The following is a 17,273-nucleotide window of genomic DNA, read 5'->3' as shown; positions in this document are numbered from 1 at the left end:
GCAATTCACTCGCGTGCGCGTTCCGTACCCGGAGCCGATGCACCGTTCTCCGCCTCGACCTCCTCGGTCCTGCCCGGGTGTTCGTCGGCCATGTCTGCGAAGGCCGTTCCCGAGACCATCCCGTTCGTCCCCGGCACGACCGTGGTCGGCCGAACCCCCGGCTCGTACATCCGGTCGATCTCCTCGGCCTTCTCCCGTGCCTGTCGTTTCTCTTCGTCGTCGAGCGTGTCCCAGCGGGTCGGCTCCTCTGCGTCGGTCATGTCCGGTCCCCCTTTCCACTACGCGGCACCGACCCGCGCGGGTCGATTCGGGTGCGTCCGTTCCAGGGTGCTCCCCGTCGCGGCATCCCGGAGGGCGAACCGGTATCGAAGTTCGCCGGAACCATCCTGGACAGGAGCGCTGCGAGTACGCTCGAAACCCATGACGAGCTCGCTCGCTCGAGCACGAAGGCGCTGACACCGTGGCGAATCTCGTACTCGGGCCGGTACTCCGGCACATCGGCGACACGGACGCCACGATCTGGGTGGAGACGTCCGCACCCTGCACGGTCGAGGTGCTCGGCAGTGCGGAGCGTACGTGGACCGTCGCGGGCCATCACTACGCGCTCGTCGTCGTCCGAGAGCTCGAACCCGGATCGGAGACGCCCTACGAGGTGCGGGTGGACGGACACCTCGTGTGGCCGCCGGCCGGTGACGCGCCCCCCTCGATCCGGACCTCGGGGGACGACACCGACACCTTCGTGCTCGCCTTCGGTTCGTGCCGCGTGGCGTCGGAGAGCGCGGAACCGACGGCCGTCCTGGGGAAGGACGCGCTCGTCGCGTACGCGCAGCGCATGCGTTCTCTGCCCACCGACGAATGGCCCGATGCCCTCTTGCTGCTCGGCGATCAGGTGTACGCCGACGAGTTGTCACAGGAGATGAAGCAGCGGGTCGGTGAGCGGCACGATCTGTCGGAACCACCTGGGGCGCAGGTACGCGACTTCGAGGAGTACACCTGGCTGTACCACCGGTCGTGGTCCGAAGACGACGTCCGGTGGCTGTTGTCGAACGTGCCGACGTCGATGATCTTCGACGACCACGACGTGCACGACGACTGGAACACCTCCTACTCGTGGCGCAGGGAAATGGAATCGTCCGCGTGGTGGGAGGAACGCATCGTCGGGGCACTCGCGTCGTACTGGATCCATCAGCATCTCGGGAACCTCTCCCCCGACGAGCTGGACGAGGAGCCGCTCTACGGGCGGGTGCGGAACTGTACCGGTGACGCCGAGCCCATTCTGCGCGCCTTCGCATCCGGTGCCGACGAAGAAGCGGACGGGGCTCCGGGTGCGCGGTGGTCCTACCGCCGTGATTTCGGGTCGGTGCGTCTGCTGGTGATCGACTCGCGGTGCGGGCGGGTGCTCGCGCCCGAGCGGCGGGACATGGTGTCCGATCCGGAGTTCGACTGGATCGAGCAGCAGACCGACGGCGACTACGACCATCTGCTGGTCGGCACGTCGCTGCCGTGGCTGCTCCCCCGCGCGATGCACGACCTCGAGGCGTGGGACGAGAAACTCGCGTCCGGTGTGCGAGGTGACCACTGGGCTCGCTGGGCCGAGAAACTTCGTCGTGCTGCGGACCTCGAACACTGGTCGGCCTTCCGCGACTCTTTCGAGCGACTCGGACGCCTGCTGCGGGACGTCGCCGCCGGACGGCGCGCCGGGACGTCCGGTCGTGCGCCCGCGACGATCTGTGTCCTCTCGGGCGACGTGCACCATGCGTATGCCGCCCGTGTCCGGTTCGGGACACCGACCGCCGGTGCGGTCTACCAGCTGACCTGTTCACCGTTGCACAACCATGTCCCCGCAGCCGTCCGGGTCGCCTTCCGCGCTGCATGGAGCCGCACGGCGGAGCATGTCGTGCGGCTACTGCTGGGTCGCGTGACGGCCGTTCCCGTCGCGTCGTTCTCGTGGTCGAGGGTGTCGGGTCCGACTTTCGGAAACCAGATCGCCACGCTCCGGACGCACGGTCGCGTCGCACATCTGACCGTCGAGCGAAGCATCGACACCGCAGCAGGTACGCATCTGTTCGAGAAGGTCGCGGAGTTGCTGTTGACCTCCGAGGATCGGCCGCCCCGGATCTCGCCGGCAGGCGCGGCGGGCCGGCTGTCGAAGTGAGACGTGAGAACGGCATCCCACCGGTGAGGAATTCCGTTATTCAATGCTTTCCGTACCATCCGAAATATCGGCCGGTGCCCTTCGTCCCTGCTTCGCGCATATTCCCGTGACTCCCGGGGTACCTGTGTCAAGGTTTGGAAACACAGCCGACCACGGGAGGAACCACATGCTCGTCCGGAGAATCGCGCGGCCCATGCTCGCGTCCATCTTCATCGCAGGGGGCATCGACGCCCTGCGGAAGCCCGAGCCGAAGGCAGGGGCTGCGCAGCCCGGGCTCGATCAGGCTGTGAACGCGCTGCCGGCATCGATCACCGACCGGCTCCCCAGCAATCCCGAGACTCTCGTACAGATCAACGCCGCCGTCCAGATCGGCGCCGGCACCCTGTTCGCCCTCGGCAAGGCACCGCGTCTGTCCGCTCTCGCCCTGATCGGCAGCCTCGTGCCGACCACCGTTGCGGGCCACGACTTCTGGAACGCCGAGAACCCGGAGGCCCGCGCCCAGCAGCGCACTCAGCTCATCAAGAACGTGAGCCTGATGGGCGGACTGCTCATCGCGGCCGTCGACACCGAGGGCAAGCCGTCGCTCGGCTGGCGAGGCCGCCGTGCCGCGCGAGCCGCGCAGAAGTCGGTGGCCGCCGCCCTGCCGGGCCACTCCTCGGACGGGCACACGGCGGAGGCGCTGCACACGGTCGCCGAACGGGTGAAGGCACTGACAGAGGAGGCCGGCGAGCAAGGTGGCCATCTCCTGGAGATCGCCAAGGAGCGTGGGCCGGAAATCGCGGAGGTGGCGCGCGAACGCGGCAGCGGACTGCTCGAGGTCGCCCGCGACCGCGGTCCGGTGCTGACCGAGCGGGCGCGCGATCGCAGCGCCGAGATCCTCGGTGTGGCCCGCGAACGCGCTCCCGAACTCGCCGAAGGCGCCCGTGAACGCGGCACCGAGCTGCTCGAGCTTGCGCGGGAGCGTACCCCCGAGATCGCCGACGCCGCCCGCAAGCGCGGCTCGAAGCTGTGGGACACGACGGTCGATCGCAGCTCGGAGTGGGCGAAGCTCGCCGAGGAACAGTCCGCGATCCTCAACGCCCGGGCGCACGTCGCCGCGGAGAAGGCGCGCTTGCGTGCCGAGGCTGCGCGCAAGCAGGGCACGAAGGCGGAGAAGAAGCTGGCGAAGAACATCAGGGCGCTCGAGAAGAACATCGAGAAGAAGAAGTAATCGAGTACGGCACAGCAGTGGGGGGGGGGGGGGGGGGGGGGCGCCCCCCCCCCCCGGGGGGGCCCGCGCCCGCGTGCATGTCTAGGTAGTCAGATCCTGGTAGTCGGGGTGTTCGGTGACGAACTTGTCGACGTACGAGCAGATCGCGACGATGCGCTTGCCGCGTTCGCGGACGTCGTCGAGAGCGAAACCGACGAGTGTGCCCCCGAGTCCCTGCCCGGAGTAGCCCTTGTCGATCTCGGTGTGGTCGAAGACGAGGCGACCGTCGTCGTCGGGGTGGTACTGCGTGTACCCGATGACGGCGTCGTCGTCCCGGACTTCGTAACGTTGCTTCTCGGCGTTGTGCACCACGGTCACGGACGAATCGCTCATGGTCTTCCTCTCCACCGACGACGGGCTGGTGTGTCCCACAGCATAGAGAAACGGGCCGCGGCGCAGTGCCGCGGCCCGTTCCGTCGTGCCGGGTTATTCCGGCGGAGAGATGTGCTGAGCGAGGTACAACGGCTCACCGAGCTGCTCGATCAGATCGAGCTGGGTTTCGAGGTAGTCGATGTGTTCCTCCTCGTCGGCGAGGATCTCCTCGAAGATGTTGGCCGAGGTGATGTCGCTGACCGAGCGCATGTACTCCGATCCCTTCCGGAGCCGGTCGCGGGCCTCGATCTCCACCTGCAGGTCGGCCTCGAGCATCTCCTTGACGGTCTGGCCCAGACGCAACGCCCCGAGGCGCTGGTAGTTGGGGAGCCCGTCGAGATACAGGATCCGATCGGTGAGTCTCTCGGCGTGACGCATCTCGTCGAACGACTCGTCGCGGGTGTGCTTCGCGAGTTTCGCCCATCCGCGGTTGTCCTGCATCTTCGAATGCAGGAAGTACTGGTTGATCGCGGTGAGCTCGGCAGTGAGTTGTTCGTTGAGCAACTCGATGACCTTCTTGTCGCCCTTCATGGCACCTCCCGGGGTGAACCATCAGGTTTACCGCCGGGTAGGGGCTGGCTACACGGCGGTCTCGAGTTCGATGGTCTCATTCCGCCGGCGTGCCTGCCGGATGATCGCCGAGATGTTCCGGACGCAGCTGCCGCAATCGGTGCCGGCGCGGCACTTGGCACTCACCTCGCGGGTGCATCGTGCGCCCGCGGCCACCTCGGCCTCGATGTGGTGGTGGGTAAGAGCGTGGCAACTGCAGACGATCATCAGAGCCACCTTTCTGCGACCGAGGGAACACTCACTTAGGTAGTCCAAACCTTACACCGGCTTAGGCTAGCCTAGCTTGTGAGCGTAGTCACAGAACGAGGGGTGCGGATCGGTGTTGTGCCCAGTTCCCCGCCAGGGTGTGTCACAGCGGTTGCTGTTGTTGCATCTGTTGCGACACCACCTGGTTGATCCGCTGTAGTCCCGGCGACGTGAGGCCCGGGATCTGGTTCTCGATCGTGCGCACCAGCGGTGAATCGTCGAGGACCTTCTCGCTGGACTGGATCAGGACGGTGCCCGCACCGGTGAAATCGAACTGCCGCTCCTCGCCCGACTGCACCCCGAAACGGCGCGCCCCGGCAGAGACGAAGCCTGTGATCCACGATTCGTCGTAGTGGTGGCTGGGGGACGGACAGTCGGCCCATCCGACCAGCGCCTCCGGATCCACCCGCAGTGGCGGTTCGGCGAACATCACCGGGCCGTTCGACGACGCGAGGAACCGGCCCGTGCCGATCAGGGTGAGGAAGCCCGGCACGATCGACTGGTTCAACGACAGGCCCGGCTCGAACGCGAGCAGGTTCGCCTGACGGATGGTGAGGTTGCCGTCGTCGAGGTCGTAGGAGTTGATGTCGTAACCGCGGTCGCCGAGGATCAGCTTCCCGGAGCCCTCGGCGACGACGTAATCGCCGAGGTAGAGCGGCGCCGAGAACTGCTGCGCCACCATCTGCAGCAGGCCGCCCTGCAAACCGTGGGTGAGCGCCGAGAACTGCATCTGCCCGTAGTAGGCGATCATCGCGCCCTTCGACAGGAACCACGGCGACTGCAGGTCGATGCAGTAGGCGTACGAGTTACCGGGCACGTTGTCGCTGCCCGTGAAGCTCGAGGGATTCAGGACGGTACTCACAGTTTCTCCTCCGATGCCTGCACGTAGACGATTCCCTGACCGGTGCACTCGAGTTGCATGGCCTCCCCGCCGGTGCGCCCGACGTTCCGCCAGCTCATCGAGGACTTCAGCTCGGTGCGGACCGGGCCGTAGGACGCCACGAACGCCTGCGGGTCGACGACCACCGGAGTCGGGCCCCCCACCTGCAGCTCGAACACTCCGCCGTGGGCGAGCAGCACCGCCGCACCCTGGCCGGTCAGCTGGGTGGTGAACATGCCCGTGCCGGTCATCGCGCCGGTGGCCGCGCCCCGCAGCGCACCGAACAGACCCCCACCGCCACCGCCGCCACCGGAAGCCGCGGCCACCGAGACGACGGCGGACTGCAGTCCGGGTGTGTGAGCGAGCAGGCGGGAGGCCTCCACGCGCAGTTCCCCGCCGGCGGACATGTCGACGATGTGCGTCTCTAGTCCGCGGAAGCCGTAGTGCACGACACCGTCGCCCTGCGCGAGCATCGTGGCCTCGTGCTCGCCTTGCAGCATGCGCCCCGCCATGCCGGCGAGTCCGCCGAGGCCGGGCGCACCCCCGGCCCCGCCGGGAACGCCGTGAGGGGAGAACCGCACGTTGCCGGTGTAGAACAGCATCGCGCCGCGCCGCGCCACGACGGGACCGGACTGCCGCAGGTCGACACGGACGACCTTGCCGTTGATCTTCGTGAAGCTCATCTGTTCCTACCGTTCCGCCGGCTGGATGGAGACGACGCCCACGCCGTCCCATTTCAGGGAGAACGCCTCGCCGCTGCCCTGACCGATGGCCGAGCGCCACGACACGTCGGTGACGAACGACTGCGAGAGTTGGCCTTTCGCACACACGAAGGCGTCGGGATCGACGACGAGCGGATACTGTGGCGACACCTCGAGATGGATGAGCGGACCCCCGGCCGACAGCAACGCGACCTGTCCGGTGCCGGTGACGGTGGTGGTGAACAGCCCCTGCCCGCTCATGCCGCCACGCAGGCCTGCGAAGGTGACGTTGGTGTTCAGGTTTCCGCTCAGGGCGAGCAGCTGCTCGGATTCGACCTGCAGGGTCTCGTTGTTCAACTCCAGGATCGTGACGTCCTGCGCCTGGTGCGCGAGATACACGACGCCCGTGCCGGCGCATTCCATGAGGGACAGGCCCTCGCCGGTCGCGCGTTGCCGCAGACCGGCGAGAACGCCTTCGCCACCGCCGAACCCGGCGGACTTGAAAGTGATCTGTCCCTCGTAGGCCACCATCGACCCGGACAGTGCCCGGACCGCGGAACTACTGAGCCGAGCCTCGATGACCCGTTTCGATTTCACGAGCAGTTGCATGGGGCAAGACGATAGCCGGAAAAGACTTCGGTGGAGTGGACCCCGGGTCGCGGGTCCACTCCACCGAAATGGTTCAGCAGACCTACAGGCCGAGATCCTTGGCGATGATCGTCTTCATGACCTCGCTGGTGCCGCCGTAGATGCGGCTGACACGGGTGTCCGCGTACAGGCGCGCGATGGGGTATTCGGTGATGTATCCGTACCCACCGTGCAGTTGCAGGCACTTGTCGATGATGCGGCCGGCCGCCTCGGTCGAGAACAGCTTCGCGCGGGCCGCGTCGGCCACCGACAGCTCACCGCGGTCGTTGAGTTCGATCGCGTTGTCGACCATGATCTGCATCGCCTGCAGTTCCGTCGAGCACTCGGCGAGCACGAACTTGGAATTCTGGAACGAGGCGACGGGCTTGCCGAAAACCTTGCGCTCCTTGGTGTATGCGATCGCGTGCTGGATGGCGGCCGCGGCGGTGGCGGCAGCACCGAACGCGATCGTCAGGCGTTCCTGGGCGAGGTTCTGCGTCAGGTACGAGAAGGCCTCACCCTCCTTGCCGAGCAGATCGGTGACGGGCACCTTCACGTCGTCGAACGACAGTTCGGCGGTGTCGGAGGCCTTGAGGCCGATCTTGTCGAGCTTGCGTCCGACGGAGAAACCTTCGGAGGTGGTGTCGACGACCAGGATCGACAGGCCACCGCGACGGTTGTCGGGATCGAACGGAGTCGTCCGGCACACCACGAGGATGCGATCGGCGAGGGCCCCGCCCGTGATGAACGTCTTCGCGCCGTTGACGACGTAGTGGCTGCCGTCCTCCGACAGCTTCGCGGTGGTCGCGATGTTGGCGAGGTCGGAACCGGTGCCGGGCTCGGTCATTGCGATCGCGAACATCAGCTCGCCCGAAGCGAATCCGGGGATCCACCGTTGCTTCTGTTCGTCGGTGGCGTTCTCCATGAGGTACGGCAGGATCAGGTTCGAGTGCACCGAGTACGAGCCGAACGTCACACCGGCAGCGGAGGTTTCCTCGGCGACGACAACGTTGAACTTGAGTGACGACTCGCCGCCGCCACCGAACTCCTCGGGCGCCTGGATTCCGAGGATGCCCAGTTCGCCGAGGCGGTTGTAGAACGTGCGCGGCGGGTGGCCGGCGTCTTCCCACTCGTGGTAGACGGGAGTGACTTCCTTGGCGATGAAGTCGCGCACCGTCTGCCGGAACGCCTCGTGATCCTCGTCGAATACCGTACGCTTCACGCGTTGTCCTTCCGGATGTATAGGTATGGAAACCGATCCAATTGCGGCGCAATCTATTACAGTGCGTAGCTGCGGAGGATGCCCTTGCCGATGATGGTCTTCTGGATCTCGCTGGTGCCCTCACCGATCAGCAGGAAGGGAGCCTCGCGCATGAGACGTTCGATCTCGTACTCCTTGGAGTAGCCGTAGCCGCCGTGGATGCGGAAACTGGCCTGGGTGACCTCGGAGCAGTACTCGCTGGTGAGGTACTTCGCCATGCCGGCGGCGACGTCGTTGCGCTCACCCGAGTCCTTCAGGCGGGCGGCGTTGACCATCATCAGGTGGGCCGCCTCGACCTTGGTGGCCATCTCCGCGAGGGAGAACGAGATCGCCTGGTGCTGGGCGATGGGTTTGCCGAAGGTGGTGCGCTGCTGGGCGTACCGCGCGGCGAGCTCGAAGGCGCGGATCGCGACACCGCAGGCACGCGCCGAGACGTTGACGCGGCCGATCTCGACGCCGTCCATCATCTGGAAGAAGCCCTTGCCGGGCTCACCGCCGAGGATCGAATCGGCCGATGCCTTGTAGTTGTCGAAGACGAGTTCGGTGGTGTCGATGCCCTTGTAGCCCATCTTGTCGATCTTGCCGGGGATGGTGACGCCCGGGACGACCTCACCGAAGCCGGCGGGCTTCTCGACCAGGAAGGTGGTCAGGTTCTGGTGCGGCTTGTCGGAACCTTCCTCGGTCTTCACCAGGACGGCGACGAGGGTGGAGCTGCCGCCGTTGGTCAGCCACATCTTCTGGCCGTTGATGACGTAATCGCCGTCGGCGTCGCGCTCGGCCTTGGTGCGGATGGCAGCGACGTCGGAGCCGAGTTCGGGCTCGGACATCGAGAACGCGCCGCGGACCTCGCCGGTGGCCATGCGCGGCAGGTAGTACCGCTTCTGCGCTTCGGTGCCGTGCCGGCGGATCATGTACGCGACGATGAAGTGCGTGTTGACGACACCCGAGACGCTCATCCAGCCGCGGGCGAGTTCTTCGACGCACAGCGCGTAGGTCAGCAGCGACTCGCCGAGTCCGCCGTACTCTTCGGGGATCATCAGCCCGAACAGGCCCATCTCGCGCATCTGGTCGACGATGGCCTGCGGGTAGGTGTCCGAGTGCTCGAGTTCCTGAGCGTTCGGGATGATCTCGCGGTCGACGAAGGTGCGGACCGTGTCGAGGATCTCGGACTGGAATTCCGTCAGACCGAGGGTCTGGGCGAGGCGGGTCATGCGTGCTCTTTCGGGGAGATGCGGATGGTGCCGGATGCTGCGAGGGCGTCGACCTCGTCGTCGGTCAGCCCGAGATGTTCGGTGAGCACCTCGGCGGTGTCGTCGCCGTTGGCCGGCGCGGGACGGACCTCGGGGTACCGGCCGTCGAAGGACATCGGGGTGCTCGGTGCGTGGTAGCTGCCGATGCGCGGCTGGTCGAGCTTGTGGAACATCGGGTTGTCGGTCACGCGCGGGTCGGCGGCGAGCTCGGCGAAGGTGCGGTAGCGCTCGTGCAGGATCGAGGTGCCGGCCAGGGTCTTCTCGACCTCGTCGGCGGTGTGGCGGGAGAACCAGGCGCCGAACAGGCTGTTCAGCACGTGGCGGTGTTCGAACCGGGTGCCCTCGTCGCGGAAGTCCACGCCCAGTGCGGATTCGAGGGCTGCCACGGCGTCGGCGGTGCCGGTGAGCCCGGTGAGATCGCGGAAATGTCGCGGCGTGAGCGCGACGATCATGAAGCGTGCGCCGTCGCTGGTGGCGAAGTCGCCGCCGTAGGTGCCGTAGACGGAGTTGCCGACCTTCTCCCGGACGGGACGGCCGAGCTGGGCCTCGGCGATGTAGCCGAGATTGCCGACGGTCGCGAACGCGACGTCCTCGAGCGGAAGCACGACCTTCGTTCCGGCACCGGTGATCTCGCGGCGATAGACGGCCGAGGCGACCGACAGGGCGGCGTACAGGCCGCACGAGACGTCCCAGGCGGGCAGCACGTGGTTGACCGGGGTCGAGACGTTCTCGGCGCCGGTGACCTGCGGGAAGCCCGCGGCGGCGTTGACGGTGTAGTCGACGGCACCGGTGCCGTCGGCGCGACCGAGGACCTGCACGTGGATCAGGTCGGGGCGGATCGCGGCGAGCTCGTCGTAGTCGAGCCACGAGCGACCGGCAGCGTTGGTGACCAGCACGCCGGCATCGATGATCAGGTCACGGATCAGCTTCTGCGCGTCCGCATTACGGAAATCCGCTGCGAACGACCGCTTGCCCTTGTTCAGGCCGGCCCAGTAGATCGACTCGTTGTCGTCGGTGACCGGCCAGCGACGGTAGTCGGCGGCACCGCCGATCGGGTCGACCCGGATCACGTCGGCGCCGAGCGCGGCCAGGGTCATGCCGCACAGGGGTGCGGCCACGAAGCTGGACACCTCGACCACGCGCACTCCCGCGAGGGGTGCAGTGGACGAGGGCAGCTCGTCGGTGGAAGCGGTGGAATTCATGCTGGGCTCACTCGTCGTCGCAGATTGTTTCGGGCACAGTCAGCATGCCCAGGTTCTGCCGCCGGGAACAGCGCCGATCGGCTATCGCTCGGTTAGCGCAGACCAATACTCGATGCGGACCGAACCCGCCCGGTGAGGGGTCATAGGTTTCAGTGATCGATTCGTTCATCTTCCGCTCTTTGTGTCGGGTGACCTGGCTCACGTTCAATACATGCAGACGCCAGGCGTGACGTTCTTCCGACAGCGACATGCAGATTGTTCGCAAGTCGGCCATCCCGCTCGAGTTCTGAAGGGACTCTCAGTGACCACAGGCGAAATCGCGCACGACAAGTCGGCCACCGCCGACGGACCCGGCCGGCCGGTGACCGGCTCGACACCTCTCGTGACCCCGGGCCGCGCGTGGAGCATGACCGGCCTGGTCATCTTCCTCTACGTCGTCAACTACGCCGACAAGGCCGTCCTCGGCATCATCGCCCAGCCTCTGGCGCGTGAGCTCGGCATGAGCTCCTCCCAGATCGGCCTGGTCGGTTCGCTGTTCTTCGTCACATTCACCGTCGGCGGATTCTTCGCCGGGCCGCTGAACAAGTACATGACCCTCCGCTGGGCCCTGCTGGCCCTCGGCCTGATCTGGTCGGTGGTCATGCTGCCGCTCGTCGTCAGCGCGAGCTTCGCGATGCTGGTGGTCACCCGCATGCTGCTCGGTCTCGCCGAAGGACCGAGTTCGGCACTCATGCACACCGCCGCGTACTCGTGGCACCCGCCGGCCAAGCGTGGCCTGCCCGGCGCCTTCCTGGCCGGTTCCGCCTCGGTTGCCAAGATCGCCCTCGCTCCCGTCCTGACCTTCATCACCGTCGAGTGGGGATGGCGTGCCGCGCTGATCTCGCTGTCGATCCTCGGTGCGGTCTGGATGGGCTGCTGGCTCCTCGGCTGGAAGGAAGGCCCCTACACCAGCAAGGCCGTCAAGGGCGCCGCGACCGCCGCCTCCGCCGTGCAGACCGAACCGTCCGTGCCGTGGCGCAGGATCTTCCTCACCCGCACCTTCCTCAGCTGTGCGATCCTGATCATGGTCGTCTACGCGTTGACCACCGTCGTCCTGACCTGGCTGCCGTCCTACTTCGAGGTCGGTCTCGGCTACAGCGCTCTGCAGGCCGGCTCGATGTTCGCCCTGCCGTCCATCATCGGACTGTTCCTCATGATCAGCTCGGGCACGGTCACCGACCGTCTCAGCGCCAAGGGTTACCGTTCGCGGGTCGTCCGCATCATCGTGCCCGCCGTCGGCGTGCTCATCTGCGGTGCCATCCTGGTCTTCCTCCCCTCCATCGGCACGCCGGGTCTCGCCGTCGCAGTCGTCTCCATCGGTTACGGATTCGGTGCCATCGCGTTCCCGCTCATCAACGCCGCGATCTCCGAGCTGTGCCCGCCGCAGCAGACCGCGGGCACGATGGGGGTCTTCCTCGCGCTGATGGCCGTCGGCGGTCTGGTCGCCCCCTACGGCACGGGTGTCCTCGTCGACAACGCCGCCACTGCGGCGGAGGGTTACGCAACGGCCTTCCAGGTCATCGGTGCACTCGGTGCGCTCGCCGCGGTCCTGGTCCTGTTCCTCGCGAACCCGGAGCGCGATCGCAAGATCATCCGGGCCGCGGCCTGACCAGTTCGGCATAGCTTCCACCTAACGGAAGCTTCCGCCGAAAGACTTTCCCCTACCGGCCGGGTGCATGGTCTCCTCGACTGTGAGGACCACCACCCGGCCGGTCGTCGTTTCCCATCACGGTTGCCCGGCAGCCGTGTCCCGCAACAGCAAAGGACCGATTCGCATGCGCGATGCCGTGATCGTCGACGCCGTCCGTTCTCCCATCGGACGTCGCGGTGGTGCACTGTCCGAGATCCACCCCGTCAACCTGTCCGCACACGTGCTGACCGTGCTGGCCGAGCGGACCGGCCTCGACCCCGCCACGATCGACGACGTCCAGTGGGGTTGCGTGAGCCAGGTCGGCGACCAGGCCGGAATCGTCTCGCGCAGCGCCGTGTTCGCGGCCGGATGGCCGGTCACCGTGCCCGCCACCACGATCAACCGCGCGTGCGGATCGAGCCAGCAGGCCGTGTCCTTCGCCGCCGCGACCGTCATCTCCGGACAGAACGACGTCGTGATCGCCGGTGGTGTCGAGTCCATGAGCCGCGTGCCGATGGGCAGCGCCGGCAAGGACGGCCGGCCCTTCCCGCAGAACGTGCTCGACCGCTTCGAGGTCGCGGGCTTCAGCCAGGGCATCGGGGCGGAGATGATCGCGGAGAAGTGGGGTTTCTCCCGCACGCAGCTCGACGAATTCTCGCTGCGCTCGCACGAACTGTCCGCGGCCGCCACCGACGCGGGCGCGTTCACCGGACAGATCGCCCCGGTCGGCGACTTCGCCACCGACGAGGGCATCCGCCGCGGCGGAAGCCTCGAGTCACTCGCCGAGCTCAGGACCGTCTTCAAGGAGGACGGGGTGATCCACGCCGGCAACTCCTCGCAGATCTCCGACGGCGCCGGCGCCCTGCTCATCACCACCAGCGAATACGCTGCGGCACAAGGCTGGACCCCGCTCGCCCGCATCCACACCGCCGTCGTCGCCGCCGACGACCCGGTCGTCATGCTCACCGGCCCGATCCCCGCCACCGAGAAGGCACTGAAGCGTTCCGGCCTGTCCATCGACGACATCGGCGCCTTCGAGATCAACGAGGCGTTCGCACCGGTGCCGCTCGCATGGCAGGTCGAGACCGGCGCGAAGCCCGACCGCCTCAACCCACTCGGCGGCGCGATCGGTGTCGGTCACCCGCTCGGCGGATCCGGTGCCATCCTCATGACCCGCCTCGTGCACCACATGCGCGACAACGGCATCCGTTACGGACTGCAGTCGATGTGCGAAGCCGGCGGCATGGCCAACGCCACCATCCTCGAAGTGCTCTGATTCGAAAGCTCTCCGAGCCGTCCTGATTCCACTTCGTCACCCAGCTGCTACGAACTCGAAGGAAGCACAATGGAACTCAAAGGTCTGTCCGTCGCCGTCACCGGCGGAGCATCCGGTCTCGGCCTCGCCACCGCACGTCGCGTCCTGGCGACCGGTGGCAACGTCACTCTCATCGACCTCCCCGGCTCGAACGGTGAGGAGATCGCGAAGGAACTCGGCGACGGCGCCGTCTTCGCCCCCGGCGACGTGACCGATTCGGAGCAGTTCGCGGCAGCACTGGATGTCGCGCACGAGCGCGGCGGTCTGCGCGGTGTCGTGCACTGCGCCGGCGCCGGACGCAAGATGCGTGTCCTCGACAAGGAGGGCAAGGCCGGTTCGCTCGAGGATTTCGAGTTCGTGATCCGCCTCAACCTCATCGGCTCGTTCAACGCGCTGCGTCTCGGCGCCGAGCGCATGGCCGAGCTCGACCTCATCGAGGACGAGCGCGGCGCCGTCGTCATGACCGCCTCCGTCGCGGCCTTCGAGGGCCAGATCGGCCAGATCAACTACTCGGCATCCAAGGCCGGCATCGTCGGCATGACGATCGTCGCCGCACGCGACCTCGCCAGCAAGGGCATCCGCGTCAACACCATCGCCCCGGGCATCATGGACACCCCGCTGCTCGCCCGTCTACGCGACGACGTCCGCAAGTCGCTCGAGGCGACGGTGCCCAACCCGTCCCGTCTGGGCAGACCCGACGAGTTCGGCCGCCTCGCGACCGACATCCTCGAGAACGGCTACCTCAACGGTGAGACCGTCCGCCTCGACGGCGCCATCCGTATGGCACCGCGTTGAGCCGGGCGTCGACCATGACTTCGGCTTCCGATCTCGCACAGCGAAGGCTGTCGTACCCGGCGACGACGATGGCGGTGTGGGCGCCGAGCCTCGCCGCCGTCTACGGCGACCGGCCGGCAGTGATCGACGGCGACCGGGTCCTCACCTACAACGACCTCGACGCACGGTCGGCGCAGTTCGCGAGCGTGCTCCACGAGGCCGGGGTGCGAGCCCGCGACGTCGTTCTCCTGCACCTGGGCAACTGCGTCGAGTTCCACATCGCCTACTACGGCGCGCTCCGGGTGGGGGCGGCGGTCACGCTGGTCAATCCGCTCCAGCCCGAACCCGGTCTGCGGCGCCAGATCGAGGAGACCTCCGCGGTCGCGGCGGTCACCGGTGCCGCGCAACTCGACACCTTGCTCCGAGCCGCGGAGGGGACGAGTGTGCGCTTGATCGCAGTCGTCTCCGACGAGGCGGTGAACGGCTCCCGTGCCGTGCATTTCGGTGATGCACTGGAAGAACGCCCCACGACATTCGAGCCGGTCGTCACCGGCCCGGACGACATTGCGCACATCGCGTATACCGGTGGCACGACCGGCGTTTCGAAGGGAGTGCGGGTACTGCAGCGCAACGTCGTCGGAAACGTCACCCAGATGTGTGCGTGGCGAGCCGGCCATCAGCTGGTCGCCGACGTCGACGGGCGGATCTCGCTCGAACCGATCGACGATCTGGACGTTGCCGGCGTCGTCCCGGCCCACGGGGCCACGATCGTGGTATCCCCGCTGTTCCATGCACACGCGTTGATCAACACGTCGTTCCTCCTCGCCTGCGGCCTGACCCAGGTACTTGCCGGACGGTTCGAGCCGGGGCACATGCTCGCTCTGATCGAGCAGTACGAAGCCAGTTACATCACGGGCAGTCCCGCCATGTGGCATGCGCTCGCCGAGCACCCCGATGGCGCTGTCCGGGATCTGTCGACCGTGCGGGTTGTCGCGTCCGGTGCGGCGCCGATCGACCACGTGACCCTCGAAAGTCTCGAGCGCGCATTCCCCAATGCGCGTATCGCCGAGGGGTACGGGCTGACCGAGGGCACGTGTGTGGTCACGGCGATGCCGCTCGTCGTCGGCACCGAATACCGCCTCGGCAGCGTCGGACTGCCGATCTTCGACACCGAGGTGCAGATTCGCGCGCAGGGCGACCCGTCGGTCGTCCTCGGGCCGGACGAGCGGGGAGAACTGTGGGTGCGTGGCCCCCAGGTCACCGGCGGTTACCTCGGGCATCCGGACATCACAGCCGAGCAGTACGTCGACGGCTGGCTCGCGACCGGCGACATCGCCTATGTGGACGCCGACGGTTACGTGTTCATCGCCGACCGGGCGAAGGACATGTTGATCTACAAGGGCTACAACGTGTATCCACGTGAGCTCGAGGAGATTCTGGTGACGCACCCGAAGGTGTCCACCGCCGCGGTGGTGGGTCGTGACGTCGGTGCCGTGGGCCAGGAGCCCGTCGCCTTCGTCGTCCCGATTGCCGGCGAGGATGTCGACGAGGAGGAGCTGAAGGCGTTCGTCGCCGAACGTGTCGTGCCCTACAAGAAGATTCGCGAGGTAGTGATGGTCGAGGCCCTTCCGACCTCCGCTGCGGGCAAGATCCTCAAGACGGATCTGCGTTCGCGCCTGACGGTTTCCTGACACCGCCCGAACACGCCCCCGGCATCGAATGCCGGGGGCGTGTTCGTATCTGCGTCAGGAGTTCTTCTTCTGCTCCTGCTTCACGAGGCCGCCTCCGATGATCAGGCGCTGGATCTCGCTGGTGCCCTCGTACAGACGCAGCAGACGCACGTCGCGATAGATCCGCTCGACCGGCACCTCACGCATGTAACCGGTGCCACCGTGGATCTGCACCGCCAGATCGGCGACCTTGCCGACCATCTCGGTGCAGTACAGCTTCGCCACCGACGGCGCGATACGGCGGTCGGTCTCCTCGACCCACGCCTTGGCAGCGTCGCGGACGAGGGCGCGGCCGGCCATGACGCCGGTCTGCTGGTCGGCGATCATCGCCTGCACCAACTGGAAGTTGCCGATGGGGTTGCCGCCCTGCGTGGCGGTCGCGGCGTAGGTGACGGACTCGTCGAGGGCGCGCTGGGCCTGCCCGACAGACAGCGCGGCGATGTGCACGCGGCCGCGGGCGAGGGAGACCATCGCGGCCTTGTACCCGACGTCCTCGCTGCCCCCGACGAGCGCGGAGTTCGGCACGCGTACGTCGTCGAAGTGCACGTCTGCGGTCCAGGCACCTTCCTGGCCCATCTTGGCGTCCTTGTTGCCCACCCGAACGCCGGGGGTGTCGGCGGGGACGAGGAAGACGGCGATGCCGGTGCCGTTCTCGTCGGCCGGTCGGGTGCGGGCGAACACGACGAACAGGTTCGCAAGCGGAGCGTTGGTGATGAACCGCTTCTCACCGGTGATCACCCAGTCGTCGCCGTCGCGCACGGCCTTGGTGCGCAGACCCGACGGGTTCGAACCGGCGCCCGGTTCCGTCAGGGCGAAGGAGGCCACGACGTCGCCGGACGCGATGCCCTCGAGCCACTGCTCCTTCTGCTCGTCGGTGCCGAAGTTGACGAGCACCTGACCGGCGATGCCGTTGTTGGTGCCGAACATCGAGCGCAGCGACAAGGTGGTGTAGCCCAGCTCCATCGCGAGTTCCGCGTCCTGCTGCAGATTCAGACCGAGGCCGCCCCACTGCTGCGGGATGGCGTAGCCGAACAGACCCATGTCCTTCGCGGCCTGGCGGATGTCCTCGGGAACCGCATCGGTCTCGGCGATCTCCTGCTCGCGCGGCACGACCACGTTGCGCACGAACGCGCGGGTCTGCGCGAGGATCTCGCGGAAGTCGTCTTCGTCGACCTCGGGGGACGGGATGGAGAGTGTCATGTCTACAACCTTCGTGTGGTCGCCGGGAGGTGTCCAATACGAATGGCGCCATTCCCGTATAGGCATTCTCGA

18 protein-coding genes are annotated in these 17,273 nt (G+C 67.0%); 6 read left to right on the top strand and 12 right to left on the bottom strand.

Features of this window, described 5'->3' with window-relative positions; genetic code table 11:
* Positions 1-5: 5 nt before the first annotated feature.
* Positions 6-260 carry a hypothetical protein gene (locus PV766_RS21035; RefSeq protein WP_016934933.1) on the bottom strand — a complete coding sequence of 85 codons (255 nt, stop codon included), beginning with the start codon at positions 258-260 and terminating at the stop codon, positions 6-8.
* 200 nt (positions 261-460) lie between these two features.
* Between PV766_RS21035 and PV766_RS21030 the strand changes: the two genes are divergently transcribed.
* Complete coding sequence (locus PV766_RS21030) at positions 461-2,155, top strand: alkaline phosphatase D family protein (protein WP_421097794.1); 1,695 nt, start codon at positions 461-463, stop codon at positions 2,153-2,155.
* A 166-nt stretch (positions 2,156-2,321) separates the two neighbouring features.
* Positions 2,322-3,365, top strand: coding sequence for a DoxX family protein (locus PV766_RS21025; protein ID WP_207213489.1), 1,044 nt, complete (start codon positions 2,322-2,324; stop codon positions 3,363-3,365).
* 81 nt (positions 3,366-3,446) lie between these two features.
* Here the strand turns inward: PV766_RS21025 and PV766_RS21020 are convergent, their stop codons facing one another.
* From PV766_RS21020 to PV766_RS20975, 10 genes are all read right to left on the bottom strand, one after another.
* Entirely contained in the window at positions 3,447-3,737 is a 291-nt protein-coding gene (locus PV766_RS21020) for a GNAT family N-acetyltransferase (RefSeq protein ID WP_064062375.1), read from the bottom strand.
* Between the two features lie 93 nt (positions 3,738-3,830).
* Positions 3,831-4,307, bottom strand: coding sequence for a bacterioferritin (gene bfr / locus PV766_RS21015; RefSeq protein WP_016931957.1), 477 nt, complete (start codon positions 4,305-4,307; stop codon positions 3,831-3,833).
* A 48-nt stretch (positions 4,308-4,355) separates the two neighbouring features.
* Positions 4,356-4,553, bottom strand: a complete 198-nt coding sequence (locus tag PV766_RS21010) for a (2Fe-2S)-binding protein (RefSeq protein WP_033097528.1) — start codon at positions 4,551-4,553, stop codon at positions 4,356-4,358.
* A gap of 142 nt (positions 4,554-4,695) precedes the next feature.
* The gene (locus PV766_RS21005) at positions 4,696-5,454 is read right to left on the bottom strand and encodes an AIM24 family protein (protein WP_371053459.1); all 759 of its coding nucleotides are present in this window, start codon (positions 5,452-5,454) and stop codon (positions 4,696-4,698) included.
* Positions 5,451-6,155, bottom strand: coding sequence for an AIM24 family protein (locus PV766_RS21000; protein WP_129975214.1), 705 nt, complete (start codon positions 6,153-6,155; stop codon positions 5,451-5,453). Before PV766_RS21000 ends, PV766_RS21005 begins: the two co-directional genes overlap by 4 nt.
* Before the next feature lie 6 nt (positions 6,156-6,161).
* On the bottom strand, positions 6,162-6,782 hold the full coding sequence (locus PV766_RS20995) for an AIM24 family protein (RefSeq protein WP_064062378.1): 621 nt from the start codon (positions 6,780-6,782) through the stop codon (positions 6,162-6,164).
* Between the two features lie 82 nt (positions 6,783-6,864).
* Positions 6,865-8,022 carry an acyl-CoA dehydrogenase family protein gene (locus PV766_RS20990; protein WP_064062379.1) on the bottom strand — a complete coding sequence of 386 codons (1,158 nt, stop codon included), beginning with the start codon at positions 8,020-8,022 and terminating at the stop codon, positions 6,865-6,867.
* Positions 8,023-8,078: 56 nt separating this feature from the next.
* Positions 8,079-9,272, bottom strand: a complete 1,194-nt coding sequence (locus PV766_RS20985) for an acyl-CoA dehydrogenase family protein (RefSeq protein ID WP_421097793.1) — start codon at positions 9,270-9,272, stop codon at positions 8,079-8,081.
* The gene (locus PV766_RS20980) at positions 9,269-10,513 is read right to left on the bottom strand and encodes a CoA transferase (RefSeq protein WP_255161862.1); all 1,245 of its coding nucleotides are present in this window, start codon (positions 10,511-10,513) and stop codon (positions 9,269-9,271) included. The genes PV766_RS20985 and PV766_RS20980 overlap by 4 nt, the downstream gene beginning before the upstream one ends.
* Positions 10,514-10,520: 7 nt before the next feature.
* Positions 10,521-10,787 (bottom strand): hypothetical protein, encoded by a 267-nt coding sequence (locus PV766_RS20975; RefSeq protein WP_255161861.1) that lies wholly within the window; start codon positions 10,785-10,787, stop codon positions 10,521-10,523.
* A gap of 27 nt (positions 10,788-10,814) precedes the next feature.
* Here PV766_RS20975 and PV766_RS20970 point away from each other — a divergent pair, with 27 nt between their 5' ends.
* From PV766_RS20970 to PV766_RS20955, 4 genes are all read left to right on the top strand, one after another.
* Positions 10,815-12,161 (top strand): MFS transporter, encoded by a 1,347-nt coding sequence (locus PV766_RS20970; protein WP_255161860.1) that lies wholly within the window; start codon positions 10,815-10,817, stop codon positions 12,159-12,161.
* A gap of 166 nt (positions 12,162-12,327) precedes the next feature.
* The gene (locus PV766_RS20965; protein WP_129975220.1) at positions 12,328-13,458 is read left to right on the top strand and encodes a thiolase family protein; all 1,131 of its coding nucleotides are present in this window, start codon (positions 12,328-12,330) and stop codon (positions 13,456-13,458) included.
* A 69-nt stretch (positions 13,459-13,527) separates the two neighbouring features.
* Complete coding sequence (locus PV766_RS20960; RefSeq protein WP_255161859.1) at positions 13,528-14,292, top strand: SDR family NAD(P)-dependent oxidoreductase; 765 nt, start codon at positions 13,528-13,530, stop codon at positions 14,290-14,292.
* A gap of 14 nt (positions 14,293-14,306) precedes the next feature.
* Entirely contained in the window at positions 14,307-15,962 is a 1,656-nt protein-coding gene (locus PV766_RS20955; protein WP_255161857.1) for a class I adenylate-forming enzyme family protein, read from the top strand.
* A gap of 54 nt (positions 15,963-16,016) precedes the next feature.
* Here the strand turns inward: PV766_RS20955 and PV766_RS20950 are convergent, their stop codons facing one another.
* A complete protein-coding gene (locus PV766_RS20950) occupies positions 16,017-17,201 on the bottom strand; it encodes an acyl-CoA dehydrogenase family protein (protein WP_064062386.1) in 1,185 nt (394 codons plus the stop codon).
* Positions 17,202-17,273 lie beyond the last annotated feature (72 nt).

Source organism: Rhodococcus sp. As11, from assembly GCF_048957735.1.
Lineage (GTDB): Bacteria > Actinomycetota > Actinomycetes > Mycobacteriales > Mycobacteriaceae > Rhodococcus > Rhodococcus gordoniae.
This window is presented reverse-complemented; position numbering and strand designations above follow the sequence as displayed.

Bases quoted from the DNA above. Each gene is read 5' to 3' on its own strand.
- PV766_RS21035 (WP_016934933.1), bottom strand. From the start codon at position 260: ATGACCGACGCAGAGGAGCCGACCCGCTGGGACACGCTCGACGACGAA.
- PV766_RS21025 (WP_207213489.1), top strand. From the start codon at position 2,322: ATGCTCGTCCGGAGAATCGCGCGGCCCATGCTCGCGTCCATCTTCATC.
- PV766_RS21020 (WP_064062375.1), bottom strand. From the start codon at position 3,737: ATGAGCGATTCGTCCGTGACCGTGGTGCACAACGCCGAGAAGCAACGT.
- bfr (WP_016931957.1), bottom strand. From the start codon at position 4,307: ATGAAGGGCGACAAGAAGGTCATCGAGTTGCTCAACGAACAACTCACT.
- PV766_RS21010 (WP_033097528.1), bottom strand. From the start codon at position 4,553: ATGATCGTCTGCAGTTGCCACGCTCTTACCCACCACCACATCGAGGCC.
- PV766_RS21000 (WP_129975214.1), bottom strand. From the start codon at position 6,155: ATGAGCTTCACGAAGATCAACGGCAAGGTCGTCCGTGTCGACCTGCGG.
- PV766_RS20995 (WP_064062378.1), bottom strand. From the start codon at position 6,782: ATGCAACTGCTCGTGAAATCGAAACGGGTCATCGAGGCTCGGCTCAGT.
- PV766_RS20985 (WP_421097793.1), bottom strand. From the start codon at position 9,272: ATGACCCGCCTCGCCCAGACCCTCGGTCTGACGGAATTCCAGTCCGAG.
- PV766_RS20980 (WP_255161862.1), bottom strand. From the start codon at position 10,513: ATGAATTCCACCGCTTCCACCGACGAGCTGCCCTCGTCCACTGCACCC.
- PV766_RS20975 (WP_255161861.1), bottom strand. From the start codon at position 10,787: ATGGCCGACTTGCGAACAATCTGCATGTCGCTGTCGGAAGAACGTCAC.
- PV766_RS20965 (WP_129975220.1), top strand. From the start codon at position 12,328: ATGCGCGATGCCGTGATCGTCGACGCCGTCCGTTCTCCCATCGGACGT.
- PV766_RS20960 (WP_255161859.1), top strand. From the start codon at position 13,528: ATGGAACTCAAAGGTCTGTCCGTCGCCGTCACCGGCGGAGCATCCGGT.
- PV766_RS20955 (WP_255161857.1), top strand. From the start codon at position 14,307: ATGACTTCGGCTTCCGATCTCGCACAGCGAAGGCTGTCGTACCCGGCG.
- PV766_RS20950 (WP_064062386.1), bottom strand. From the start codon at position 17,201: ATGACACTCTCCATCCCGTCCCCCGAGGTCGACGAAGACGACTTCCGC.